Origin of the sequence: Spongisporangium articulatum (assembly GCF_044465595.1) — a bacterium.
GTDB classification, from domain to species: Bacteria; Actinomycetota; Actinomycetes; order Actinomycetales; family Kineosporiaceae; genus Spongisporangium; species Spongisporangium articulatum.
On the sequence record NZ_JBITLV010000004.1, the window covers coordinates 102,919 to 126,932 of the forward strand.

22 protein-coding genes are annotated in these 24,014 nt (G+C 73.2%); 9 read left to right on the top strand and 13 right to left on the bottom strand.

Annotation, left to right across the window (positions count from 1 at the left end; genetic code table 11):
- The first annotated feature begins 2 nt into the window (after positions 1-2).
- The 3 genes from ACIB24_RS13000 to ccsB are packed head-to-tail and all read left to right on the top strand — an operon-like array spanning position 3 to position 3,411.
- Positions 3-731 (top strand): cytochrome c biogenesis CcdA family protein, encoded by a 729-nt coding sequence (locus tag ACIB24_RS13000; RefSeq protein ID WP_398280724.1) that lies wholly within the window; start codon positions 3-5, stop codon positions 729-731.
- The gene (gene resB, locus ACIB24_RS13005) at positions 731-2,395 is read left to right on the top strand and encodes a cytochrome c biogenesis protein ResB (RefSeq protein ID WP_398280727.1); all 1,665 of its coding nucleotides are present in this window, start codon (positions 731-733) and stop codon (positions 2,393-2,395) included. The genes ACIB24_RS13000 and resB overlap by 1 nt, the downstream gene beginning before the upstream one ends.
- Positions 2,392-3,411 carry a c-type cytochrome biogenesis protein CcsB gene (gene ccsB, locus ACIB24_RS13010; RefSeq protein ID WP_398280730.1) on the top strand — a complete coding sequence of 340 codons (1,020 nt, stop codon included), beginning with the start codon at positions 2,392-2,394 and terminating at the stop codon, positions 3,409-3,411. Before resB ends, ccsB begins: the two co-directional genes overlap by 4 nt.
- 9 nt (positions 3,412-3,420) lie before the next feature.
- Here ccsB and ACIB24_RS13015 read toward each other — a convergent pair whose 3' ends face one another.
- Positions 3,421-3,714: a PLD nuclease N-terminal domain-containing protein gene (locus ACIB24_RS13015; RefSeq protein ID WP_398280733.1), complete on the bottom strand. Its 294-nt coding sequence runs from the start codon at positions 3,712-3,714 to the stop codon at positions 3,421-3,423.
- Positions 3,715-3,753: 39 nt separating this feature from the next.
- Positions 3,754-6,966: an EAL domain-containing protein gene (locus tag ACIB24_RS13020; RefSeq protein WP_398280736.1), complete on the bottom strand. Its 3,213-nt coding sequence runs from the start codon at positions 6,964-6,966 to the stop codon at positions 3,754-3,756.
- An 87-nt stretch (positions 6,967-7,053) separates the two neighbouring features.
- On the opposite strand from ACIB24_RS13020, the gene ACIB24_RS13025 reads away from it, so the two are divergent.
- The gene (locus tag ACIB24_RS13025; protein WP_398280739.1) at positions 7,054-7,326 is read left to right on the top strand and encodes a DUF4229 domain-containing protein; all 273 of its coding nucleotides are present in this window, start codon (positions 7,054-7,056) and stop codon (positions 7,324-7,326) included.
- A gap of 97 nt (positions 7,327-7,423) precedes the next feature.
- Here ACIB24_RS13025 and ACIB24_RS13030 read toward each other — a convergent pair whose 3' ends face one another.
- Both ACIB24_RS13030 and menE read right to left on the bottom strand, forming a co-directional pair.
- The gene (locus ACIB24_RS13030) at positions 7,424-8,335 is read right to left on the bottom strand and encodes a 1,4-dihydroxy-2-naphthoate polyprenyltransferase (RefSeq protein ID WP_398280742.1); all 912 of its coding nucleotides are present in this window, start codon (positions 8,333-8,335) and stop codon (positions 7,424-7,426) included.
- A gap of 56 nt (positions 8,336-8,391) precedes the next feature.
- Positions 8,392-9,552 carry an o-succinylbenzoate--CoA ligase gene (menE, locus tag ACIB24_RS13035; RefSeq protein ID WP_398280744.1) on the bottom strand — a complete coding sequence of 387 codons (1,161 nt, stop codon included), beginning with the start codon at positions 9,550-9,552 and terminating at the stop codon, positions 8,392-8,394.
- Between the two features lie 238 nt (positions 9,553-9,790).
- On the opposite strand from menE, the gene ACIB24_RS13040 reads away from it, so the two are divergent.
- On the top strand, positions 9,791-11,107 hold the full coding sequence (locus ACIB24_RS13040) for a hypothetical protein (protein WP_398280747.1): 1,317 nt from the start codon (positions 9,791-9,793) through the stop codon (positions 11,105-11,107).
- A 79-nt stretch (positions 11,108-11,186) separates the two neighbouring features.
- Here the strand turns inward: ACIB24_RS13040 and ACIB24_RS13045 are convergent, their stop codons facing one another.
- The gene (locus ACIB24_RS13045) at positions 11,187-11,699 is read right to left on the bottom strand and encodes a MarR family winged helix-turn-helix transcriptional regulator (protein ID WP_398280750.1); all 513 of its coding nucleotides are present in this window, start codon (positions 11,697-11,699) and stop codon (positions 11,187-11,189) included.
- Between the two features lie 126 nt (positions 11,700-11,825).
- Between ACIB24_RS13045 and ACIB24_RS13050 the strand changes: the two genes are divergently transcribed.
- Positions 11,826-12,470: an FMN-dependent NADH-azoreductase gene (locus tag ACIB24_RS13050; protein ID WP_398280753.1), complete on the top strand. Its 645-nt coding sequence runs from the start codon at positions 11,826-11,828 to the stop codon at positions 12,468-12,470.
- Positions 12,471-12,564: 94 nt separating this feature from the next.
- Here the strand turns inward: ACIB24_RS13050 and ACIB24_RS13055 are convergent, their stop codons facing one another.
- From ACIB24_RS13055 to ACIB24_RS13065, 3 genes are all read right to left on the bottom strand, one after another.
- The gene (locus tag ACIB24_RS13055; protein WP_398280755.1) at positions 12,565-13,668 is read right to left on the bottom strand and encodes a glycoside hydrolase family 26 protein; all 1,104 of its coding nucleotides are present in this window, start codon (positions 13,666-13,668) and stop codon (positions 12,565-12,567) included.
- A 224-nt stretch (positions 13,669-13,892) separates the two neighbouring features.
- Positions 13,893-14,663, bottom strand: a complete 771-nt coding sequence (locus tag ACIB24_RS13060) for a metallophosphoesterase family protein (protein ID WP_398280758.1) — start codon at positions 14,661-14,663, stop codon at positions 13,893-13,895.
- Between the two features lie 21 nt (positions 14,664-14,684).
- Entirely contained in the window at positions 14,685-15,368 is a 684-nt protein-coding gene (locus ACIB24_RS13065) for a TetR/AcrR family transcriptional regulator (RefSeq protein WP_398280761.1), read from the bottom strand.
- A 144-nt stretch (positions 15,369-15,512) separates the two neighbouring features.
- Between ACIB24_RS13065 and ACIB24_RS13070 the strand changes: the two genes are divergently transcribed.
- A complete protein-coding gene (locus tag ACIB24_RS13070) occupies positions 15,513-17,009 on the top strand; it encodes a DUF6801 domain-containing protein (protein WP_398280764.1) in 1,497 nt (498 codons plus the stop codon).
- Positions 17,010-17,069: 60 nt separating this feature from the next.
- Here ACIB24_RS13070 and ACIB24_RS13075 read toward each other — a convergent pair whose 3' ends face one another.
- The 3 genes from ACIB24_RS13075 to ACIB24_RS13085 form a co-directional block, all read right to left on the bottom strand.
- The gene (locus ACIB24_RS13075; protein WP_398280767.1) at positions 17,070-17,906 is read right to left on the bottom strand and encodes a hypothetical protein; all 837 of its coding nucleotides are present in this window, start codon (positions 17,904-17,906) and stop codon (positions 17,070-17,072) included.
- Positions 17,881-18,879 (bottom strand): type IV toxin-antitoxin system AbiEi family antitoxin, encoded by a 999-nt coding sequence (locus ACIB24_RS13080; protein WP_398280770.1) that lies wholly within the window; start codon positions 18,877-18,879, stop codon positions 17,881-17,883. Before ACIB24_RS13080 ends, ACIB24_RS13075 begins: the two co-directional genes overlap by 26 nt.
- 75 nt (positions 18,880-18,954) lie before the next feature.
- Positions 18,955-19,899 carry a 1,4-dihydroxy-2-naphthoyl-CoA synthase gene (locus ACIB24_RS13085; protein ID WP_398280773.1) on the bottom strand — a complete coding sequence of 315 codons (945 nt, stop codon included), beginning with the start codon at positions 19,897-19,899 and terminating at the stop codon, positions 18,955-18,957.
- 24 nt (positions 19,900-19,923) lie between these two features.
- Here ACIB24_RS13085 and ACIB24_RS13090 point away from each other — a divergent pair, with 24 nt between their 5' ends.
- Entirely contained in the window at positions 19,924-22,353 is a 2,430-nt protein-coding gene (locus ACIB24_RS13090) for a hypothetical protein (protein WP_398280776.1), read from the top strand.
- A gap of 4 nt (positions 22,354-22,357) precedes the next feature.
- On the opposite strand, the gene ACIB24_RS13095 is transcribed toward ACIB24_RS13090, so the two are convergent.
- Both ACIB24_RS13095 and ACIB24_RS13100 read right to left on the bottom strand, forming a co-directional pair.
- The gene (locus ACIB24_RS13095; RefSeq protein ID WP_398280779.1) at positions 22,358-23,131 is read right to left on the bottom strand and encodes a maleylpyruvate isomerase N-terminal domain-containing protein; all 774 of its coding nucleotides are present in this window, start codon (positions 23,129-23,131) and stop codon (positions 22,358-22,360) included.
- Positions 23,132-23,153: 22 nt separating this feature from the next.
- On the bottom strand, positions 23,154-23,750 hold the full coding sequence (locus ACIB24_RS13100) for a TetR/AcrR family transcriptional regulator (RefSeq protein WP_398280782.1): 597 nt from the start codon (positions 23,748-23,750) through the stop codon (positions 23,154-23,156).
- Positions 23,751-23,853: 103 nt separating this feature from the next.
- On the opposite strand from ACIB24_RS13100, the gene ACIB24_RS13105 reads away from it, so the two are divergent.
- Positions 23,854-23,988, top strand: a complete 135-nt coding sequence (locus tag ACIB24_RS13105; protein ID WP_398280785.1) for a hypothetical protein — start codon at positions 23,854-23,856, stop codon at positions 23,986-23,988.
- Positions 23,989-24,014: the final 26 nt, after the last annotated feature.

A 24,014-nucleotide genomic window follows, 5' to 3' on the forward strand; every position in this document is an offset into this window, starting at 1 on the left:
CGGTGAGTGGAAGCGTCGTCGACGGGTCGCTGCTGGTCGCGTTACCGGTGGCGGTCCTCGCGGGCCTCGTCTCGTTCGCCTCGCCGTGCGTGCTCCCGCTCGTCCCGGGCTACCTCGGCTACGTCACCGGCCTGACCGGGGAGGACCTGGAGAACCGCCGGCGCACCCGGATGCTCGCCGGGGCCACGCTCTTCGTGGCCGGGTTCACCGCCGTGTTCGTGCTGATGGGGTACTGGGTCGGCGTCGTCGGCGAGTCGCTCTACCGCTACAACGACCAGATCTCGCGGGGGCTGGGAGTCGTGGTCATCGTGCTCGGGTTGATCTTCGCGGGGCTGGCCCCGCGTCTGGCCGGCAGCTGGCGACCCTCGATCCGGCCGGCCGCCGGGCTGGCCGGCGCGCCGGTGCTCGGCGTCGCGTTCGCGTTGAGCTGGACGGCGTGCTCGTCGCCCACGCTGGGCGCGATCCTCGGCCTCGGCATGACCTCGCCCGACCGGGGCATGCTGCTGGCCACCTTCTACTGCCTCGGCCTCGGGCTGCCCTTCCTGTTCGCCGCGGTCGCCTACAAGCGGGCCAGCGAGAGCTTCGACGTCCTGCGCCGGCACCGCCTGGCCATCACCCGCTTCGGCGGCGCGATGCTCGTGCTCATCGGCGTGCTGCTGGTCACCGGGCTGTGGAGCCAGTTGATGGTCACCGTGCAGGGCAGCATCGCCGGATTCGAGGTGGCGCTCTGATGGCCATCACCGACGACACGTCCTCGACCGCGCCCCCCGACGAGCCCGAGGAGCCGGGCCCCGAAGGGCGCAAGGGCACGTCCGAGGCTCCGGTGCTGCCCAAACTCGGGGTGCTCGGCACCCTGCGGTTCGTCTGGCGACAGCTCACCAGCATGCGGGTCGCGCTCATGCTGCTGATGCTGCTGGCCGTCGCCGCGGTGCCGGGCAGCATCTTCCCGCAGAACCGGATCAACCCCTCCTCGGTCACCAGCTACCTGCTCGACCACCCGACCGTCGGCCCGACGCTGCGCAAGCTCGGCATGTTCGACGTCTACAACTCGCCCTGGTTCTCCGCGATCTACCTGCTGCTGTTCATCTCGCTGATCGGCTGCGTGCTGCCCCGCTCCCGGCAGCACTGGCAGGCCATGCGGCAGGGCCCGACGATCGTCCCGCGCCGACTCGCCCGCCTCCCCGAGCACCGCGAGCTCACCCTCGACGACGACGTGCTGGCCGGCCGGACGGCCGAGCAGGTGCTGGCCGCCGCCCGGAACCGGCTGCGGCGCAAGGGATACCGGACGCGGGTTACGGACGGCGATCCGCTGGCTCTGTCGGCGGAGCGCGGGTACCTCGCCGAGACCGGCAACCTCGTCTTCCACCTCGCCCTGCTCGGGCTGCTGGCGGCGATCGCGGCCGGGTCGTTCCTGGCCTACTCCGGGCAGGTCATCGTGGTCGAGGGCCAGTCGTTCTCGAACACGCTCGTGGACTACGACTCGTTCACCGGCGGGCGCCGTGTCGACCAGGACGACCTGCCGCCCTTCTCGTTCACGCTGAACTCCCTCAAGGTCCGGTTCGAGGAGGCCGTGGGCGGCAACCAGTTCGGCGCCGCCCGCGACTTCGAGGCGTCCGTCGACTACCGCCGCGACGTGGACGCGCCGCAGGAGTCCAAGGTGATCCGGCTCAACGACCCGCTGGACGTCGACGGCGCGCGCGTCTTCCTCGTCGGCAACGGGTACGCGCCCGTGATCACCGTCAAGGACGGCGAGGGCAACGTCGTCCAGTCCGACGCCACCGGCACCCCGTTCCTGCCCGTCGACGGCGTCTACACCTCGAACGGCGTGATCAAGGCGGCCGACGCGAAGCCGAAGGGCATCGGGCTGATCGGCGTGCTGCTGCCGACCGAGGCGCAGAACGAGATCGGCCAGCCGGTGTCGGTGTTCCCGGACGCGAAGAACCCGCGGCTGATCTTCACCGCCTACACGGGCGACCTGAACATGGACGGCGGCACGCCGCAGAACGTGTACTCGCTCGACACGTCGAAGATGACCCAGCTGAAGACCAAGGACGGCGGCGTCTTCAGCGTCATGGTGAAGCCCGGCGACACCGTGACGCTGCCCGACGGCGCCGGCACGGTCACCTTCGACGGGCTGAAGCGCTACGCGGCGTTCGACGTCCGGCACGACCCGACGAAGGAGTGGGTGCTGGTCTTCGCGGTCGCGGCCCTGGTCGGGCTGACCCTCTCCCTCTTCGTCCGGCGGCGCCGGGTGTGGGTGCGCGTCGAGGCTCAGGAAGGCACCTCTACGGTGGTGCAGGTCGCGGGCCTGGCCCGCAGCGACGGCGACCGGGGTCTGGGCGCCGAGGTGGACGGCGTGCTGGCAGCACTCGAACAGCGGAAGGCGTCACGGTGACGGTCGACGAGAACCTGGCTCACCTGAGCAACAACCTCGTGTACTCGGCGATGGCCGCCTACGCGGCGGCGCTCGCCGCGTTCACGATCGACCTCTCCGGGCGCGGGCGGGTCGCCGAGAAGCCCGCCGAGCAGCAGGCGGCCCCCAAGCAGAAGGCCGCCGCCCTGACCGCTCCCGGCGGCCGCCCGGTGGCGGGCGTCCCCGACCAGGCCGCGGGCGTCGTCCCCGAGCAGGTCACCCCGGAGCGGCGCAAGGCGGCCGCGATCGGTGTGACCGTGACCTGGCTGGCGTTCCTGCTGCACCTGGGCGGCGTGATCGCCCGCGGCGCCGCGTCGCACCGCGCGCCCTGGGGCAACATGTACGAGTTCTCGGTCAGCGGCGCGGTGGTCGTGACCGGGGTCTTCCTGGTCACCCTGTTCAAGAAGGACCTGCGGTTCCTGGGCACGTTCGTGGTCGGCCCGGTGCTGCTGATCCTCGGCCTCGCGGTGACCGTGCTCTACACCGAGGCCGCGCAGCTGGTGCCGGCCCTGCAGAGCTACTGGCTGATCATCCACGTGTCGATCGCGTTCATCGCCTCGGCGCTGCTGACGCTCGGCTTCTCGGTGACGATCATCCAGCTCGTCCAGGACCGTCGCGAGCAGCAGCGCGCCGCCGGGAAGACGCTCAAGGGCGGCAACTTCATGAACAAGCTGCCCCCGAGCGCGGAGCTGGAGCACACCGCCTACCGGCTGCACGCCATCGCGTTCCCGCTGTGGACGTTCACGCTGATGGCGGGCGCGATCTGGGCCGAGAAGGCCTGGGGCCGCTACTGGAACTGGGACCCGAAAGAGGTCTGGACCTTCGTGATCTGGGTGGTCTACGCGGGCTACCTGCACGCCCGGGCCACCCGCGGCTGGGACGGCCGGCGGGCCGCCTACTTCGCGCTGGTCGGTTACGCGTGCGTGCTGGTCAACTTCCTGGTCGTGAACATCTTCTTCTCCGGCCTGCACTCCTACGCCGGCGTGGGCTCGAACTGAGTCCCGGCGCTAGTTCTCGTCGTCCGGCTTGACGTCGTTCGGCTCGTTGTTCAGCGAGCGCAGGAAATCGGGGTCGTCGTCGGGGGCGATGGTGCGCGGCGAGCGGCCCATCTGATGGTTCGGGGCCGAGGAGTCGCCCATGAGGATCCACGCGATGCCGCCCACGGGGGCCAGCACCACGATCACCACCAGCCAGAAGGGTTTCGGCAGCCCCCGCACCGTCGTCGGGTCGCACCGCGCGCAGTCGATGAAGGCGTAGATGGTCACGCCGATGATCACGAGTGCCAAGACCACCTGACCCATCACCCCACTGTAGGCCAGGTCCTTGTGCGGTGAGGACGCTCAGCGAGCAGTGCTGCCGGATCGTGACTGCTCCGGGGTGGTGCGCCGCAGCGCCGGTCGCTTCAGCAGCAGCGAGACGATGTCCTCGCTGGGCAGCGGCCGGGCGATCGCGAAGCCCTGCACGGCGTCGGCCTCGATGTCGCGGGCCCCGCGCAGCTGCATCATCGTCTCCACGCCCTCGACGATCACCCGCAGCCCGAGCGAGCGGCACAGCTGGGCGATCGAGCGCGGTACGGCGTCGCCCGACTCGCCGCGGCCCAGCTCGGCGGCCAGCACGTGGTCGAGCTTCACCGCGCTGACCGGCAGCTTGCGCAGCGCCGACAGCGAGGTGCCGGAGCGGCCGAAGTCGTCGAGCGCGACGGCGATGCCGAGCGAGCGGAGCATGCTCAGCGTGGTCTGGGTCTGCTCGGCCTCGACCAGGTGGGCGGCGCTCACCTCGACGACCAGGCTGGACGGCGGGAGCCCGCGGGTCGCGAGCCGCGCGGCCAGGTCGTGGGCCAGGTCGGGGTCGCGCAGTTGTGCGGGGGAGACGTTCACCCAGACCTGGTCGACCTGGAGGCCGCTCCGGCGCCAGTCGACGAGCGCGTCGAGGGCCAGGTCGGCGATCTGCAGGCCGAGTTCGCCGCCGATGCCGAGCTCGTCGGCCATCGGGATGAACGTGGTCGGCGGCACGCTGCTGCCGTCGCTGCGGATCCAGCGGGCCAGCGCCTCGGCCCCGACGATCCGGTCCTCGCCGTCGCCCTCGCCGTCGTCGCCGGCCCGGCCCAGCGCGACCAGCGGCTGGAAGTAGACCTCGACGGCGCCGGTGCGCACGACGTCCCGCAGCTCGATCTCCAGGCTGGCCCGGCTGTGCGCGGCGGCCCGCACGGCCTGGTCGAACAGCACCCAGCGGGCGGTGCCCGCGGCCGTCGCGGCGCGGGTGGCCTCGTCGGCCGCCTGCAGCAGGTCGTGCGCGTCGCGCAGGCCCGGACCGCGCAGCGCGGCGCCGACCGAGCAGGTCACCGAGTAGTCCCGGGCCCCGGCGACGACCGGGCGCTCCATCAGCCGGGTGATCCGGCGGGCCACGCCGGCGCACGAGTCGGGCGTGGCGTGCGGCAGCAGGAGGCCGAACCGGTGCCGGGCGAGGCGGGCTACCAGTTGCTGGGCGGGCAGGCCGGAGCGCAGCCGGCGGGCGACCTGCAGGGCCACGTCGTCGGCCAGCGCGGCCCCGAGGCTGTCGGCGATGACGTCGAACCGGTCGACCTCGACGATCAGCACGGCGACCTGGTCACGCGACGGCTCCAGGTCGTGCGCGGTGCGCGCCTCGAGGGCCGCCGTGGTGGCGCGCAGCAGGGCGTCGCGGTTGGGCAGGCCGGACTCGGCGTCGGTGGTCGAGGCCCGGCCGATCCGCGCCGCGGCCTCGGCGGCCTCGGCCTCGCGGCGGACGGCGAGCTCGGCGGTCGTGGCCAGGGCCCGGCGCACCGACACCGCCGTCATCCCGACCAGCAGGACGACGAGCACGCCGCACAGCTGGACGACCCGCACCCGTCCGAGGAGGGTCGCGTCCAGCGGGGCGCCGGCCGGGGCGGTCAGCGAGTCGACCACCGGCCCGAACCCCTCGATCGCGATCCCGGCCAGCAGCGGGACGGCGAGCGCGGCACCGGCCATGGCCAGCACGATCCGGGACTGCCGCTCGGCCAGGCCGATCGGGTAGGTACCCGCGGCGGCCACGGCGATCAGGACGGCGATCGCCCCGGTCGGTTCGTGCAGGAGGGGCAGCGCCGCGGCGGCGGCCAGCATCAGCCCGGCCCGCAGCACCCGCAGCCGCGGTTGCTCCGGGGTCATCACGCTGAGCGGGGCGACCAGCGCCAGCCCGACGACCGGCAGCCAGGCGGCGGCCGGGGCGCCGGACGAGCCGACCCCGATCGCGGCGACGGCGGCCAGGGTGACGGCCACCGTCGGCTCGGGCAGCCGCGGCATCGCGATGGAGTCGGACGGCGCCCCGCCCGGCCGGGGCTCGGGGCCGGCCCCGGGGGTGCGCGGTGTAGAGGGCTTCGGCGCCCGACCCTTACCGGGGGCCGGCGGCGTGACGAACGACGTGCGCTGCTCGCGGGGGGCCAGGCCCGGGATCAGCAGCGCGGGGTCGGCCCCGAGGACCGCGTCGAAATCGGTCGGGGGTGCCGGCGGCCCCGGCTCGGGCGCGGCCCAGCGGATGGCGGCCGGCGGGACGTCGTCGGCCTCGCGCGGTTGGGCCTGGCGCCCCGTGGTCAGGTCGGCGTCCTCGATCAGGTCGACCGGGTCGCCGATGGTCTCGGTGTCCTCGTCGGGCCCGGCGGCGCGCGGCGCCGGGACGAGCGGCCGGTCGCCGGATCCGTCCCGGGGCCGGGTGATCAGCCGGGGCCCGTCGGAGAGGTCGATGTGCAGGTCGGCGCCCGGCGCGCGGAGCGGGCGCCCATCGGTGTCGGGAGCGGCCCACAGCTCGGTGGGCTCGTCGTCCGCGGGGCCGTCGTCCGCACCGTCCGTCCCGGGGGACGGCTCGTCGGCCGGGACGTCGGCCGGGACGTCGGCCACCGCGTCGGAGGGTTCGTCGCCGTGGATGCTGTCAGCGCCGGCATCCGGGGCGAAGTAGGCCTTGGCCGGAGGGCGCGGGCGGCCGAGCGCCGCGAACGGGTCGTCCTCGTCCGGGCCGGCGGGACTCTCGGCCTCGTCCGGGCCGTCCGGCTCGCCCGAGCTGTGGGCGGCTTCGAGCTCGTCGGCCGAGGGGGCGTCGGGCGCCCGGACGGCGCGGGCCAGGGCGGCCAGGTCGGACTCCCCGTAGGGCGTGTCACCGGGCGTCGTCCAGAGGGGTTCACCGGCCGCCGGCGTGCCGATGACCTCGGCGTCGAACAGCCCGAACACCGACAGCCCGGACGCGGACCCTCCGGACGCGGACCCCCCGGACGCGGACCCCCCGGGCACCGACGGTCCGGTCCGGCGCGAGTCGCGGCCGAGTGGCCGACCGTCCGCCCGGGCGGGCCGGCCCGGTTCGGGGAACGGCAGGTCGTCGGGCCGGTCGTCGCGGCCGGGCTCGGTGGTGGTCCGGCGGAACAGCCGGCCGGGCGAGGAGTCCTCGAGCAGCAGGTCGAGCGGGGTCGGTGCGTGCAGCAGCGGGGCCGGCAGCGAGGCGTCGTCGACGGACGGCTTGGAGCGGGCGCGGACCCGGGCGCCCCGGCGGTGCAGCGGTTGTGCCGGCATTCGTGTTTCCCCTCCACGCCCCGGGCCGTCCGGCCTGGGGCCGGTACTCGCAGCCGGACCCGGGCGGGAGGCCACTAGGCTGACCTCGTGCACGTGGCCCTGCTGAAGTTCACCGTCCTGCGACTCGGTCTGTTCGTCGCCAGCCTCGGCCTGCTGTTCGTGCTCGGGATGCGCGGCCTGATCACCTTCGTGCTGGCCGCGGTCATCTCGCTGGTGCTCTCGTACATCCTGCTGCGCCGTCAGCGGGAGGAGTTGGCTCAGGCCCTCGAGCAACGCACCCACGAACGACTGGCGAACCGGCAGGCCGCAGGAGCGGACGCCGATGCCGCCGCAGAGGACGGTACGGGTCCGCAGGGCTGAATCGCGGTAACACAGCGTCGCGACACGCTTACGGCGAGGTAACAGTTCTTCGGTGCGACTCACCCGTCACGCGCGTCACGCCGGGCGCCGGGAGGCGTCAGAAGACCGGTCCGGACAGCACCAGCCCGATCGCCAGCAACGCCGACCACACCAGGTCGAGCCGCCCGGTGCCGGCCAGGGCGGGCAGCAGCCCCGCCCCCTCCCGCCCCCCGAGCACGGCCTGTAGCGGACCGCGCGCCAGCGGCAGCGCGGCGAGCGCGATCAGTGCCCACCCGGCGCTCGGCGCGATCGCCAGGGTGAGCACGAACGGCGTCCCGATCAGCACGGCGAAGAACGTGCGCGTGCGGGCCGCGCCGAGCCGCACCGCGAGCGTGTTCTTGCCGACCAGCGCGTCCTTCGGCTCGTCCCGCAGGTTGTTGGCGACCATCACCGCGCAGGCCAGCGCCCCCGTGCCGATCGCTCCCAGGACGGCCACCGCCGTGATCGCGCCGATCTGCGTGTACGTCGTGCCCAGCGTGGCGACCAGGCCGAAGAACACGAACACCGACACCTCGCCGAGACCCGAGTAGCCGTAGGGCCGCCGGCCGCCCGTGTAGTACCAGGCCCCGAGGATGCACAGCACGCCGACGGCCAGCAGCCACCAGTGCCCCGACCAGGCGATCAGCGCCAGCCCGGCGACCGCCGCGACCCCGAACGCCGCGAACGCGGCCGCCTTCACCTGGGCCGGTTCCGCGGCGCCGGACCCGGTCAGCCGGAACGGGCCGACCCGGTCGTCGTCGGTGCCGCGGATGCCGTCGGAGTAGTCGTTGGCGTAGTTGACCGCCACCTGCAGCGCGAGCGCGACGAGCAGCGCCAGCACCGCCTGTCCGGCCTGCGCCCAGCCCCAGAAGATCGTGTCGGCCCGGCCGATGGTCGAGCCGGGCAGGTACTCGGCGTGGACCCGGGGCGTGTCGCCGAAGCGCACCACCGTCAGGATCGCCGCGCCCGTGCCGATCAGCACCGGCGCCACAGAGACCGGCAGCGTCCTCGGGCGTGCACCCGAAACCCATTGCGCCGCAGTCGCCATCAGCTCTTCTCCAGTCGTTCGGTCACGATCCGCAGCACCGCGGCCCGGTCGGGTTTCCCCGGCCCGCGCACCGGCAGGCCGTTCAGCAGCACGAGCTCGCGGGGGGCGGCCGGGGCGCCCAGCTCCGCGGTCACGGCCCGGCGCAGGTCCGCCAGGAGCCCGTCCGGTTCGATCGAGCCTTCCACGACCACGGCCGCCACCACGCGCTGCCCCCACGTGGCGTCGGGCACGCCGACCACCACCACCTCGGCCACGCCGGGCACCCGGTGCGCGACCGCCTCCACGGCGGCGGGCGCCACGTTCACGCCCCCGGTGATGAGCACGTCGTCGAGCCGGCCCACGACGGCCAGGCGCCCGTCGTCCAGCCACCGACCCTGGTCGGAGGTGACGAACTCCCGTCCGGTCAGGGAGTCGACGAACGCGGCGGCCGTGGCCGCCGGGGCGCCCAGGTACCCCCGCGCGAGGGTGGGGCCGGACAGCCGGACCCGGCCGTCGTCGTCCAGGCGCACCCGGACGCCGTCGAGTGCCCGCCCGTCGTAGACGCACCCGCCGCTGGTCTCGCTCATGCCGTAGGTGGTGACCACGTGGACCCCCGCCGCGGCGGCGCGCTCCAGCAGCGGGGCGGGCGCCGCGGCGCCGCCGAGCAGGACGGCGTCGAAGGTGCGCAGCGCGGCGCGGCCTCCCGTGTCGTCCAGCAGGCGCCCGAGCTGGGTGGGCACGAGCGACGTGTAGCGGCGCCCGGCGGGCAGCTGCGCGGTGCCGGCCGCGAAGGCCTCGGCGGTGAACGAGGCCTGCGGGTCGAGGACGACCGGCGTGCTGCGCGCGACCAGCGAACGGATCAGCACCTGGACGCCGGCGACGTGCTGGGCGGGCAGTGGCAGCAGCCAGTGCCCCGGGCCGCCCAGCCGGTCGTGCGTGGCCGCGGCGGAGGCCAGCAGGGCGGAGGCGGGCAGCAGCACCGTCTTGGGTTCGCCGGTGGACCCCGAGGACGAGACGGCCACGGTCGTCGGGTCGCGCGGGTCGTCGTCGGCCGGGCCGAGCGCGAGGGGCGGGGCCGGGGCGAGGGCCGGGCGGACGGCGGGCCCGGCGCCGGAGAGTGCCGCCCGCAGGTGGTCGACGGCGGCCAGGACGTCGCTCCTGGTGTTCACGGGTACGGTCACGAGAGCCCTCCGTGCCGTCATGATCACCGCCCGTGTGCCGAATAGTCGGGTCCGAGCCGAGATAGTGGCACGTTCACGGTGATCATGATCCACGAGGGTGCCTGCGTGTCTGATGACCGGTTCATCCCGGTTCGGGGGGACGTCGAAACACAAAATTCGCTGGTCGTAGCCATGTTGTGGCCAGCGCGGCGGTTTTCGTGACCCGGGGTGAGGTGGCAGGCTTTCCATCGTGCAGTCCGTGGAGCAGGCACTGGCCGCCATCGGCCGTGTCGAACCCGAGGTGGCCGAGGATGCGCGCGCGGCGTGGGAGTCGCTGACCGGGGGCCAGGGCCCCGAGTCGCTCACGCAGTGGCGCCTGCAGCAGTTCCTGTGGGATGAGCTGAGCAGATCCTCCTCCACCGACGCCCCCGCCCGGTGGCGGGTCGCCTCCGCCCTCGCCGCCCTGCTCGACGGCCTGGGCATGCAGCGGTACTCCTCGATCGCCCGCAGCGAGACCACCCGGCAGATCCTGGCCAGCGGCGAGTCCACCCCCGACCGGGGCCGCACCGCGGTCCGGCGGGCCATGCAGCGCTCGGGCATCGAACCGCCCGACACCGAGCTGCTGACCTGGGGGTCGGTGTCCGGGCAGGTCGAGGCCCAGGCCCTCGAGGCCGTGGCCGACCGGCTGGAGCTGGCCGTCGCCGTGGGCGACCTGGTCCCCGGCGGCCGGGGCTGGCGCGACCAGCAGGCCGAGATCGCCGTCGACGTGCTGATGGCGCCCCGGCTGGAGACGTCCGGCGAGTCGTTCTACGACGGCATCCTCGACGAGCGGCTGGACCACTGGGTCCGCGGGCCCCGCTCGACCACCCGCGGAGGGCTGCTGGCCCCCCTGGAGCTGGCCCTGCGCGAACCCGTCGACCCGGGGATGGCCGCCCCGGCCCGCGCGCTGCTGCGGCCCCTGGACTGGTTGCTCACCGAGATCGGTGACGGCCTCGCCCTGACCGCCGCCGGCTACCTGCCCCCGCGCACGGTGTCCCGGGCGCTGGACGAGCTGGGCTGGCGGGACGAACTGATCGGCCCCGCCAACCGTGAGGTCGACGCCTACCCCGTGCTCGTGCTGCGGGAGACGGCGCAGCGGCTCGGCCTGGCCCGGCGCCGCGGGGCCCGGCTGACGCTGACGCCGGGTGGCCGGGCGGCGCTGGCCGACGGGCGCACGCTGTGGCAGGCCGTGGCCGCCGGACTGGTCGGTCCGGAACACTCGGCGCTCGCGGTGGCCTGGGAGGTCGTTCTGGCCGTGCTCGCCACCGGCGATGTGGTCGGCGAGGAGGACGTGCGGGTCCTCGTGCAGCAGGTGATCACCGAGTCCGGCTGGCGGGTGGCCGGGCGGCGCACACCGTCGGAGTCGGACACCTCGGCGCTGTTCTTCGCGGTGCTGCGCGAGCTGCGCTGGCTGGAGCTGGTCGAGGAGACCGGTGCGTTGCTCGACCGCCGGCTGCGGGCCCGGGCCGGGGCGCCGGACCTGTTCCGCTCCGCGCTGCGGCACCGGGTGCTGCACCGCGACGTCGTCCCGTTCTGAGCGCACGCCAACCGTCGACGAGTGATTTTCGCGTGGCTATGGCGCGCGTAGTTCTCTCGTCGACGATCGGCGCCCGGCTCTAGGCGGGCAGTGGGGGAGCCACCACGGCCGACGACGCCCGGTGCAGCAGGGTGCGCAGGGCGCCGGCATCGTCTCCCAGCGGCGCCAGCAGGTCGTCTTCGACCGCGCGCAGCTGCGTGCCGATCGTCGTGACGGTCTGCTCGCCCGCCGTCGTCAGCGCGATCAGCCGGGCCCGGCGGTCGGCCGGGTCGGGGCGACGCTCGATCAGGCCGGCCCCCGCGAGCTCGTCGAGCAGATAGGTCATCACGGTCCGGTCCAGGCCCAGGTCGGCGGCCAGGCTCGCCTGGTTGCGCCCGCCGCCCTCCCCGGCGCGCAGCAGGACCAGGAACCCCCGGGGCCCACCCGGCAGCTCCTCGAACGCGGCGGCCGACTGCCGGTGGTACTCCCGCAGCAGCGTGCCGAGGGCGAAACCCAGGTCACGGGCGCAGCTGGGAGTGTCCGGCGCGAGGCGGGCCTGGGCCTCTGCGCCGGTCGTCAGCTCCACCCCGGTGCAGGGTTCCACGTCCGCCACCTCCACAGGATAGGTCAGACGTTCGGCGATCTCTATGGTCTGTTGACAAGATAGTCTTGAGCGCAGATCATCTGTCGAGACGACGACGTCGTGACCTTCTGAACCGCGTACCGATGTGAGGACCCGATGACCCTGTTCCGACTCGACAGCAGCATCCAGGGCGACAACTCGACCAGCCGGGCGGTGGCCGACACCGCGCAGCGGGCCTGGGAGGTCACCCGCCCGGGCGTGACCGTCGTGACCCGTGACCTGGCCGCGACCCCCATCCCCGCGGACGCCTGGCAGCTGAACATCGCCGGCTCCTACGCCCCCGAGGGCACCCGCACGCCGCAGCAGCAGGAGGCCATCGACCTGGCCGCCACCCTGGCCGACGAGCTGCTGGAGGCCGAGGCGTACATCTTCGCCGCGCCGCTCTACAACTGGGGCGTCTCCCAGCACATGAAGGCCTGGATCGACCTGGTGCTGCGCGACCCGCGCACCGGCCCGGGCCAGCAGCCGCTCGCCGGGCGCCCCGCCGTCCTGGTGGTCTCCCGCGGTGGCGGCTACGGGCCGGGCGCCCCCAAGGAGGGCTGGGACCACGCGACCCCCTACTACCGGCGGATCTTCGCCGACCAGTGGGGCCTCGACCTGCACGTCAACGAGGTCGAGCTCACCCTGGCCAAGGTCACCCCGGCGATGGCCGACCTGATCCCGCAGGCCGAGGAGAACCTGGCCAACGGTCACTCGACCGCCGAGAAGCACGGCCGCCTGATCGCCGAGCGCGCGGCCTGACCGCCTCGTTGATCATGCACAAACGCAGAAACGGTGCGGGCGAGCGGCGAGCTCATCCGCACCGTTTCTGCGTTCGTGCATGATCGACGCAGGGTCAGAGGCCCGCCCGGTAGGCGCGGGCGGCCCGCGGGTTCTGGACCGGACCCCACAGCGAACCGGCGTAATAGGACGCCGACTCGTTGAAGTACGCCTCGTAGGCGATGTACTTCGCGTTGGCCCGGAAGAAGCGCGTCATCTTGGCGATGTAGTAAGGGTTGTCGCCGCCGTTGTGACCCGCGTGCGACGTCCCCGGGTACACCCCCCACTCCGGCACGCTCAGCTTCTTGCCGTGCGCCTTGGCGAACCGCAGCCAGAAGTTCAGCCCGTAGGCGCCGTTCAGCTGCTGGTTCCAGGCGCTCGCGCTGGTCGCACCGGGCCACACGTCGTAGGAGTCGACCCCCACGACGTCCACGTACCTCGACCCGGGCCACGCCTTGCGCGCGTCCGAGACCGATTGTCCGGCACCGCGATTCACCGACCAGTCCCAGCGCAGCCCGGGCGCCACCGACTCGGCCGCCGACACCACCTGCCGCCAGCACCTCACGAACAGGCTCGGCGAGTGGGCCGACCAGCGGTACCAGTCGCCGTTGAACTCCCAGCCCAGCCGGACGATCGTCTCGTACTCCATGCCCGCGGCCTTCACGGTGCGCGCGAACGTCTTCCACTGCTCGTCGTAGGCCCCGGCCGCGCACTGCGACATCGTCGCCGAGCCGTTCTCCGGGATCGGCGGCACACCGATCACCTTGACCACGGGCATGTCCGACCACGTGCGGTAGATCCAGTCGGGGTTCGTGATCTCCGACCAGTTCGAGCGCGCCGTCCACATCACCGCGACGTCGAGCTTGTGCCCGCGCCAGGCGCCGAACCGGGCGTACGTGTGCGGCGATCCGCCCGGCACGTACGCACCCGACGGCCAGGACAGGCCGGACCGGTTGCGGCCGGCCACCAGCAGCCGGGCCGCCGAGGCGTCCCGGTCGGCGATGGACTGCGTGCTCACCTGAGCGCCGGACAGGCGGGGGGACGACGGGAGCCCGGCGGTCGCCGTCCGGTCGGGTGCGGCGGTGGTCGAGAGGGAGGAGCCGCCGGCGGCGGCTGCGCACATCCCCACGGTGAGCGCGGTGAGCAGGACCAGGGTCGGACGGATGCGCGTGCGTCGCACGGGTGTGAGCCCCTCGAGATCGTGCGCCGGGCCTCGTCCGTGGGCACCGGCGCGCTGTCCGGAACCCGTTCGGGTCACCGGCCTACCTGACCTCGATCGGGGCCTGGGGCGCCGCCCTGAATCCCCCGTCCGGGGGACAGGCGCGCGCCGCGAGTGGAACGAAGTGCCCCGTAAACGACCCGAACCGGGGTCGAAAAGGGGCAGAACGTTCCACTCGGCTCGGGCTACTGCGGCAGGAAGCCGGTGCGCATGGCCGCGCCGATGTCGGGGAAGCCGTTCTGGGCGGCCGCGTCGGCCGCGGCGTCCCAGTCGTAGACGACCTGGCGGTACTCGGCCGACCAGCCCTCGTCGGGTGAGCCGGTGACGATCGCGTACCGGGCGTGCGGCGAACCGGCCTCCACCACATGAAAACTCGGGACGTCGTCGTCGTAGGCGGGCCAGCCGACGCTGCCGGGGTTCACGATGTACAGGCCGCCGAGCCGCAGCTCGCGGGCCAGGTGGGTGTGCCCGACCAGCAGCAGGGTCACCCCGTCGAGGAGCCCGGCCGTCCGGGCCGGTACCAACCGCTCGGCGACTTCGTCAGGAGTCGCCCGCCGGAGCGCGCCGGGCTGGATCGCCGGGTCGACGGTCTCGAGCAGGTACTGGAGGTCGTCTGTCGGGGAGCCGTGGCAGGCCAGGACGCCGGGCGCGGGCTCGAGCGTCGGGGCCAGCGTCGCCAGCCACTCGAGTCGGGCCGCGCCGAGGTGGTCGTAGGTGAAGTCGTCGACCCGGCTGGGGATCCGGGTCAGCACCTGCCGCTCGTGGTTACCGGCCAGCGACACCCACGCGCGCCCGGGCGCGGTCAGGAAGTCGGCCACGCCCGCCGGGTCGACCGGCCCGGACACGATGTCGCCGCAGTTCACGACCAGGTCCACCCCGTCGTCCGCCAGCGCCGCGGCCACCGCCTCCAGGGCCGGCAGGTTGCCGTGGACGTCCGCGACCACACCGATCCGCACAGGTACCTCCCTCAGGTCGAATCAGTTCTCGGACAAGCTCATTCGCTCGACGGCGGGCAGCCACCGGTCGGTGGGCAGGAGCAGGGCGACGGCGACCCGCAGCATCGTCGCCCGGGTGGCGGCGAGGGCCTCGGTGTCGTCCTCGGCGTGGGTCAGATGGTGGTGGTAGCAGCTGAACTCGAGGGTGTTCAGCAGCACGTACAGCACCTGCGGGTCAGGTCGTCGCCCGCCGGCCTGCTCGAACTGCAGGCCCAGCAGGTCGACGAGCCGCCCCAGCCACAGGTCGCGGTTCGTGGCCACCGGTGAGCTGGGGTCGTGCAGGTCGGCGAAGAGCGAGGGCAGAACCGCGCGGTGTCGCCGCCCCCACTCCAGGTATCCGTCGACGGCCTCCTCCGTCCGGCGGGTGAAGCCGCCCGGGCCGACCAGGGCCGGCGTGACCAGGTCGACGATCGAGCGGGTCACGCGCTCGAGCATCAGGGCCATCGGTTCGTCCAGGTCGCGGAAATACTTGTAGAAGGTGCCGCGCGAGACCTGCGCGCGCTCGAGCACGAGGGCGACCGTGAGCCCGTGGTACCCGACCTCCGCGAAAGCGTCGGTCAGGGCCTCGACGATCGAGTCGCGGACCCTCTGCTCGTCCTCGGGACTGTTCGGACGCCGTCCCCGACGGCCGGGCGCAGGAGCCGCCGGGACGTCGTCCGTCGCCATCCGTCCCCTCCTCGCCGCTCGTCGTGAGGCCCGGATCGTACCCGTGGTTGACGGCCCCCACCGGGGCCGCCTACTGTCCGGATTCTATTTCTCGACAGTAATGTCGAGAAATGGCTGCACGGTCACCCTGACATGGAGGTCAGCATGGTTCCGCGCCTCGCACGCGCACTTGTCGCCGCGGCCGCGGTGGTGGCGCTGAGCGGTATCGCCGCCCAGGCCGCTCCGGCGCCCGTCACGGAGGCGCCGCAGGCCGCGGCCCTCATCCCCGTCAACAGCCAGATGGGCCGGCTGCGGCTGCCCTACACATGCGCCTTCCCGATCCTGGGCAAGCAGACCCTGGGCCTCGATCTGCAGGGCACCTTCACCACGCTGCTCGCGCCCGGTCAGAAGTACTGGTTCACGGACGGCAAGGCGAACATCGAGGTGCCTTCGAACCTCGCCTCGCTGCTGGCGGGTCTCGGCGCCGCGTACATCGACGCCACGGTCAGCAGCTTCACGATCAATGCCGTGAACGCCAGCCCGGCCAGCGTCAACGCGCTGCCGAACGGGCTGGTGCTGAAGAACATCCCGGTGACGGCCGGGCAGAAGACGGTCATCCCGATCGCCGGCCCGCTCACCGTCGGCCCGTTCACGGCCGGGCCGAGCGGCATGGCCGCGCTGAAGATGGGCGGCGCCAAGGCGAGCATCAAGCTGAAGGCGAAGAACGGTGCCACCCTGCCGATCCCGCTCGACGTGAGCTGCGCCGCGCCCGTACCCGACGTCGTCCTCGCCGGCATCAACATCGGCACGGCCGGCGACGCCACGAACGGCGCGCCCAGCCACGGCGGCCTGTACACGTACCCCGCCGTGGACCTCGACCACCAGCAGGGCAGCGGGAAGGTGCCGCTGGTCTGCCAGTTCCCGGCCCCGATCGGCGAGCGCACCCTCACACTGACCTTCACCGGCGACGCGGGCACCGTGTACGGGCAGGGCGAGAAGTTCTACCTGAAGCGGGCCTCCGCCTACCTCGAGGTCCCGGGGCCCGTGGTCGACGCGCTGCGCGCCCGGTTCCCGACCGCCACGAGCGTGCGGACGTCGATCTCCCGGTTCGACATCGACTCCTCGGGCGCCAGCCCGGCGTCCCTGAACGTGGCGGGCTCCGGCTGGACGCTCCCGGCCCAGCCGCTGACGGCGGGGACGACGCTCGGGATGCGGATCCCCGGCAGCGACTACATCACCGCCGGGCCGTTCACCGCGGGCGCCCCCGGGCTCATGCGGCTGGAGGTCGGCGTCTCGGCCGGCACGGTCTCCTTCCTGGGGGCCGGGGGGACGCAGGTCGGCTCGCTGAGCATCAGCTGCGCCAAGCGCGTCCCGGCCGTCGTCATCGTGCCCCTGGTGTCGGCCAAGCCCGACCCGATCAAGCCCGTCGTCAGCTTCCTCCCGCCGGCCACCGGGAAGACGGCGGGCGGTGAGTTCGCGACCCTCACCGGCATCGGTCTCGACCAGATCCGCGAGGTCTACTTCGGCGACGTCGCCGCGCCGTACCTCGCGGTCGGCAACGGGATCGTCGTGGTCGAGACGCCACCGCACGCGGCCGGAAAGGTGACGGTCACAGTACGGGCGCTGAACGGCACCACGACCACGCCGTTCACCTACACGTAGGCGAACGCGGGCCGGGCGCGCGATCGACGTGCCCGGCCTCACCCGCCGAGGAGGCGGGTTTCAGTCCGGGGGCGCGAGTCCGCGGGTCAATGCATCCACGATCTCCCGACGGCGTTCCGACCGAGAAAGCCACGGCGGCATGAAGGTCGCCGTGAAGTTGTGGACGAGCATCTCCAGGTCGCCGGGCCAGCGGTGCATCAACTCGGCGACCCTTTCGGGCCCCAGCACCGTCGAGACGTCGGAACCCAGCAGCCGTGCCGCAGCCCGCTCGACGTCCGCTTCTTCGGCGACGAGAATCTCTTGGCCCCGGGGTGAGTCGTACAGCTCGTCCTCCACCTGCTTCGACTCTGCGTACCAGTACGCGGCGAGGGCCAAGTCGTTCGCGTCCTTCACCTCGCCCCACGCCGAGCGGTCCAGCCAGGCGGCCAGCTTGGCCGCCGTGTAGCCCGGGACCGTCGGGCAGCGAATGTCCAACGTGGGGTCCACTGCCAGCGGTCGCGAGTCCTCGAAGATCTCCGAGAAGGCCCAGACGCTGATTGCCTCACCACGGGTCGGGGGGACGACCGTGCCTCGTGGGTCCTCCGGCTCGCCGAACGGGATCAGGTCGACCGGTAGCCCGGCGATGCTGAAGCGGACACCGCTGTCTCCGGTGCGGGGGAAGGACCTGGCCAACAGGTTGTAGGAATCCCACCCGGACAGCGCCACCGCGAGGTCGATGTCGCGCGTCGCGCTGGTGCTGAACTCGTGCCCGAGACAGGCGTGCAGCGTGTCGCGGCACCAGGCGCCGACGAGCATGACCCGATCAGGGGTGATCTCGGGCGCCTGATCGCGTATCTCGCGGACGATCTGCGCGACCGGGTCGAGAAGACCCTCAGCGCCCCGGGTCGCGGTGAGCACTGCGATCCCTCCACTCCGCGGCCACGTTTCGCACGCGTGGATCGTTGCTGGACAGCAGGTCGGCGAAGACCAGTACCGAGGGGGCCGTGGGCAGGCCGACCGACGGGTGAGCGGGCTCGGGTGACTCGTCCAGCGGCGTCTTCCAGAACTTCCGCCGCACGGTGACGTTGGAGTCGGAGGGTTCGCGCGAGCGCCAGCGATTCATCACCGGCAACATCGGGTCCACGTCGGTGACGTAGATCGTCAGCGTCGTCGGGCGGATGAGGTCCTCGGCGGCGAACTCGCCTGAGACCACAGCTTCGGAGTCGAGCGTTCGGAAGCCTTGGATCGAACCGTGGAACGTGGCCAGGAGCAGTTTCCGGCCGAGCCCGTTGGGGAAGGATGCGGCCCACAGATCGAGGAACTCGTCATCCGTCCGATGCCCTCCGGGTCCGAAGCCGTTGTCACGGAACATCTTCATCGCGTCGTTGGCCTGGCCCAGTGACACCCCGGCGATGTCCGCGACCTCGCGCTGCGGCTTCTTCCAGGATCGAGGCCATTGCAGGAGCGCGAAGGCGACCTGGGCCCGCGCAGTGCTGAAGAGGTTGCCACCCTTGTCCATTCGCCCGTCCGCCGCGTCGCGTTCTGAGCGGCGACCGCGGACATCGATGAGCACGTCACCGAAACGGATGGAGGCGTTACCCCCGGCGTCCACGTACTGGATACCGGCTCGTCGGAAGGCGTCTGCGGAACGGGACGACACCGATGAGGCGCCGATCAGCGGAGTGGGAGCTTTCTCCTCGGGGCTCCTGTTGTGGCGAACATGGGAGAGTGTGCCGTACTTGGAGAGTTCCAGGACGAACTCTCGACGTGAGGAGCCACGGGACAGGATCAGTGGGACATCGCCGTACCCGTCCGGAGGGCGTCCCGTCGTCTCCACCCGAAGTCCGAACTCTTCCAGGCGCGTCTTCAAGATGGCGAGGAGATCGCTCATGGCCCCTCATGTTCGGCTTTGTGAGGCGTTCAGAATAACTGAACAATCTCAAAATCCGAACGGGACGCGCCGGGCTCAGTAGTAGTACGGGAACGGCGACCAGTCGGGCGCGCGCTTCTCCAGGAAGGCGTCCCGGCCCTCGACGGCCTCGTCGGTCATGTAGGCCAAACGGGTGGCTTCGCCGGCGAAGACCTGCTGGCCCATCAGCCCGTCGTCCACCAGGTTGAAGGCGAACTTCAGCATCCGCTGGGCGGTCGGCGACTTGGCGTTGATCTCGGCCGCGACCTGCAACGCCTCGGCCTCCAGCGACTCGTGCGGGGCCACGATGTTCACCGCGCCCATCCGCTGCATCTCCTCCGCCGAATAGGAACGGCCGAGGAAGAAGATCTCCCGGGCGAACTTCTGCCCCACCTGCCGGGCCAGGTACGCCGACCCGTACCCGGCGTCGAACGAGCCCACGTCGGCGTCGGTCTGCTTGAACCGCGCGTGCTCGGCGGAGGCGATCGTGAGGTCGCAGACGACGTGCAGGGAGTGCCCTCCACCTGCGGCCCAGCCGTTCACGACGGCGATCACGACCTTCGGCATGGTCCGGATCAGCCGCTGCACCTCGAGGATATGCAGGCGCCCGCCCTCCGCGGCCACCCGGGCCGAGTCGACCGTCTCGGCGGACTCGCCGGTGGCGTACTGGTACCCCGACCGGCCCCGGATCCGCTGGTCCCCGCCGGAGCAGAACGCCCACCCGCCGTCCTTGGGTGACGGCCCGTTCCCGGTGAGCAGCACGGTGCCCACGTCGGGGGTGCGTCGGGCGTGGTCGAGGGCCCGGTACAGCTCGTCGACGGTGTGCGGCCGGAAGGCGTTGCGCACCTCCGGCCGGTCGAACGCGATCCGCACCGTCCCGCCGGCCGGACCGGAGAGCACGCACCGGTGGTAGGTGATGTCGGTAAAGTCGAAATCGTCGACGGCCGCCCAGGCGGCGGGATCGAAGATGTCGGACACGGACTGGGACTCACTCGTCGGCACGCGCCCGAGGATAGGAGGTGCGCCTTGGACGTCGGCGCACCCTCCGCGCATCCGCACCGCCAGGCCCGCCTGCGCTACCACCTCCAGCCCGACGGTGGGGTCTGGTACCACGACGTCCCGGCCGGTGAGGGCCGGTTGTCCGGCAACCACGTGCTGGTGGACGGCGCCGCGCGGGCCCGTGCGCTGGGCGAGGGTTTCGTGCGCCCGATCGAACTGTGGGAGTCGTCGCGCTGGCTGGGCCCCTCCAGCGTGGCGGTGGTCCGGTACCGCAACACCGGTGGGGTGGCCGGGCTGGACGAGGTCCCGGTCACCGGCGGGGTGGTCGACCGGTCGAGCGTCGTCGACTTCCTCGGCGACCCGGTCACCTTCCGCGGGTCGACGCTCGGCCTGCTGATCGACGCGGTGGAGGCCGCCCTGCGGGGCGGGCCGGCGGTCGTCCTGGCCGCACCGGCCGAGGAGGCGCCGCTGTGGATCGGCGCGGTCACCTTCCTGGCGCCGCCCGTGGCCGCGGCCGCGATCTCGTTCTCGACCGGGGAGCGGTACGCCGACGTGGTCCGCGCCGCCGGCCGCCCGGACGGCAGCTTCACGGACGAGGTCACCAAGGTGCCCGGGTGGCGGCTGCCGGTGCTGTGCGTCGTGCCGCCGGACGACGTCCCGACCGCCCCCGCGGGCCCCGCCGACGACCTCCCGCTCGTCGTGGTCGACCCGCGCGTCCAGGCGGTCCGGGTCACGGTCGACGGGAAGCCTTACCGCCGAACGCATCTGGGCCAGCTAGTGCCGGTGGCGCAGTGGTCGGGGGTGGCGCAGCGGGCGGTCGCCGAGGACTATCCGGTCCTCGAGCGCTGCCTGGAGCGGATGGACGACGAGCCGCCGCTGCCCGACGAGGTCGACGAGATCGACCCGGCCCGCTCGCTCGCCGAGGCGCTGGGCGCCACCGGGGGGACGGTACTGACCGGGGTGGACGACGTCCTGGCGCCGCTGCGCGCGGCCGCCGGTGCCGCCGGGCGCCCGGAGGTCCAGGAACTGCTGGCCGCGACCGTCCGGCGGCTCGTCGAGGCGCCCGCCCGGGCCGGGGCGGGCGGGATCGCCTCCGGCCTGGCGGCCCTGCGGGCGGTCGACCTCGCGCACCGGTTGTCCCGGCAGGTACCGGGTCTCGACCTGCGGGCCGCGCGGGTCGACAGCCTCGCGGTGGTGGCCGCGGAGGCGCTGGCCGGTGACCCGTTGACCGGGCACCGTGGCGAGTGGGTCGCCGAGCTCGCCGGCGCGCTGGACGGCGATGCGCTGGCCACCTGGGTGCACCCGCCGCTGGCGCACCTCGGCGCGTTGGGCGGGGGCTGGCGGCGCCCGGGCCGCAGCGTGGGCGACCGGCTGCCGGCGCCCGTCCTCGCCGCCTTGTGGCCCGCGGTCGACGTGGCCCAGGTGGTGGCCGAGCCGGCCGCCCTGCAGGCGGATCCGGTGCTGGCCGAGCTGGTCGTGGCCGTCGGTTCCGGGCGGCTGGCCGGCGACCCCAGGTTGCGGGCGGCGGCGGTCCGGCACCTGGTCGTCACGCTCGCCGAGGCGTACTCGGGGGCCGACCCGGAACGGCTGGTCACCGAGGTCCTGCGGGTCCTGCGCGAGGACGGTTCGAGCGGCTGGCGGGCCGAGACGCTGCTCCAGATCGCCCGGCTCGGCACGCCGCGGTTCGTCGCCGAGCTGGCCGTCCCCGCGATGCGGCACCTGTCCGGTTGGGCCGACGACCCCGCCGCCGGTCTGCTGGCCTCGGCCCTGCTCGAACCGGTCGAGGAGCTCGAGCAGCGCCCGGTCGGCCTGACCCGGGGTGACGTCGCGCTGCTGCACCTGCTGGCCGTCTCCGGTGAGGGCTGGCTGCGCGCGGACGGTGGGCTGCACCACCTGGCCGCCGAGGTCCTGGCCTGGGCCGACGGCGCCTGGCCCGGCCTGTCCCCGCAGGACCGGGCGCTGGTCGAACCGCGCGTGGTGGTGGCCGCGGTGCAGGTCGCCCTGGGCGCCGCGGCCCCCATCGGACCGGTCGGTCCCGCCTGGCAGGAGGCGGTCACGATCGGCCTGCACGCGGCCCTGCCCTACCTGACCGACCTGTTGCGGGCCGACGACCTGCGGCTGGCCGAGGCCCTGGTCGCCGCGACGACCCGCGCGATGGTGACGCCCGCGCGGACCGGGGCGAACGTCGTCCCCGGGGCCGTGAGCCGCCCGAGCGGCGACGTGCCCGGCGTCCTCGACCTGCCCGTGGAGGCGATCCTCAAACCGGTGCTGGACGGCGTCGGCGAGAACGTCGTCGCCCGGCTGGCCCGGGCCGTGGAGGGTGAGCTGCCCGCCGACCTGCCGAGCGTCTACGCGGCGCCGGTGCTGCGGTTCTGGACCGGCGTGCTGCCGGGCGTCCGGCTGCGGTCGGGGACGGTGGCGGCGATCGAGGCGATCCCGGCGCCCGAGACCGCCTGAACCGTCAGAACGGGACGGCGGTGGCCAGCAGGCCGGCGCCCGTGCCCCGGCCCGAGACGGTCCGGCAGAACTCCAGCGCGTCCAGCGTCAGGTGCTCCCCGCCGTCCCCCCACCGGCCGCCGGCGGGGCCCGTGAGTTCCAGGGTGCACGGGCGGCCGTGACGCTGCGCCCACTCGCGGGCGACGTCGTCGACCAGGCAGCCCTCGTGCTCGGCGCTCACCTCGACGGGCAGTCGCGTCGCGGCGTGGATGTCGAGCCGGTGCATGAACGGGTCGCGGGTGAGGATCACGTCGAGCAGGAACCCGAACGTCCAGCGCTCCAGCTGCCCGCCGACGAGCTGCTTCTCGGGCAGCGTCCGGCCGCCGAGCAGGCCGGACAGCCGCCGCCGGCCGCGCACGGCTCGCGGGGTCAGCGCCCGCCACTGCTCGATCAGCTCGGCGGTGCTGAGGCCGGCGTTGCGCCGCACCTGCAGCGCCGTGAGGTGGTCGATGGAGACGGGAGCCTGCGCGCGCCGGGCCTCCCGCATCGACGTCGACATCTGCCCGGCGAGGCCGGGCAGGCTGCTGACCATCTGCATCATGCCCAGCATGTGCCCGGCCGTGTCGCGCACGGTCCACCCGGTGTTCACGGTCGGCAGGGCCCAGTGCTCGGGCTCGAGCCGCTCGAAAAGCGTTGCACAGTGAAGGTATTCGGCCTCGGCGAGGGCCATCGCCGAGGCGCGGTCCGGGCCCGGGCGGCGGGGCGGTGCGGTGTCGACGGGTAGGGCGGGCGCGGTCATGGCGGTCTCCTGTCGGTGGTCTTCAGTGGGTGACGCCGACCCCGTCGGCGTACATGTCGATGGCCCGGTCCAGCAGACGCGACCAGCGCTCGCCGCCCGGGTCGTTGGCCAGTTGCGCGTCGACCAGGCCGCTGACGATGGCGACGAAGAGGTCGATCTCGTCCTGCCCGGTCACGCCCCGGCGGGCCATGCGGGCCATGAAGTCGCTCATCACCGCCACCGACGGGGCGTAGGCCTCGGGGCTGGGCGTGAAGTCCGGCAGGGTGCGCAGGTTCATCAGCTGGTGCCGGGCCGGGAACGCGACGGCGAAGTCGAAGAACACGCGGGCGTAGAAGCGCAGCGCCGCCCGGTCCGCGCGCGGTTCGTCCACCTCGCGGGCCCGCGAGTACTCGCCGAACGCCGTCCAGGCCTGGCCGAACATCGCGTCGTAGATGGCGTTCTTGGAGGCGAAGTGCGTGTAGAGGGACGGCGGGCGCATGCCGACCAGGTCGGCCACGTCCCGCAACGTCACCTGGGCCAGGCCCTTCTCCCGGGCCACCTGCCAGGCGGCCCCGACGATCTCCAGGCGCGTCGCCGTACGGCGTTCGGCCTGCCTATCGCGATTCGTTTCGCCTAACATGATTAGGAGGATCGTCGCGCACAGGGCCCGCTGTCAAGCGCGGCCGCGGTGCTCGGCGCCGCCCAGTTCGGCATCGCCGCCCTCACCCCCGCCGCTGGTCGGTGTGCTCGGGGTCGACGCCCTGGCCATGGCCACGCTGATGCCGGCCGGGATGGCGCTCGCCCTCGCGGTGCTCGTGGTGCTGGTGCGCCCGGTGAGCGCCGTCGAGGCGGTCGGGGACGTGGTGCCCGCCGGGTGACCGGAGAGTCGCGTGTGGCCGGGCGC

Coding starts and splice junctions, on each gene's coding strand:
- resB (WP_398280727.1), top strand. CDS start 731: ATGGCCATCACCGACGACACGTCCTCGACCGCGCCCCCCGACGAGCCC.
- ACIB24_RS13015 (WP_398280733.1), bottom strand. CDS start 3,714: ATGGGTCAGGTGGTCTTGGCACTCGTGATCATCGGCGTGACCATCTAC.
- ACIB24_RS13020 (WP_398280736.1), bottom strand. CDS start 6,966: ATGCCGGCACAACCGCTGCACCGCCGGGGCGCCCGGGTCCGCGCCCGC.
- ACIB24_RS13050 (WP_398280753.1), top strand. CDS start 11,826: ATGACCCTGTTCCGACTCGACAGCAGCATCCAGGGCGACAACTCGACC.
- ACIB24_RS13065 (WP_398280761.1), bottom strand. CDS start 15,368: ATGGCGACGGACGACGTCCCGGCGGCTCCTGCGCCCGGCCGTCGGGGA.
- ACIB24_RS13070 (WP_398280764.1), top strand. CDS start 15,513: ATGGTTCCGCGCCTCGCACGCGCACTTGTCGCCGCGGCCGCGGTGGTG.
- ACIB24_RS13080 (WP_398280770.1), bottom strand. CDS start 18,879: ATGAGCGATCTCCTCGCCATCTTGAAGACGCGCCTGGAAGAGTTCGGA.
- ACIB24_RS13095 (WP_398280779.1), bottom strand. CDS start 23,131: ATGACCGCGCCCGCCCTACCCGTCGACACCGCACCGCCCCGCCGCCCG.
- ACIB24_RS13100 (WP_398280782.1), bottom strand. CDS start 23,750: ATGTTAGGCGAAACGAATCGCGATAGGCAGGCCGAACGCCGTACGGCG.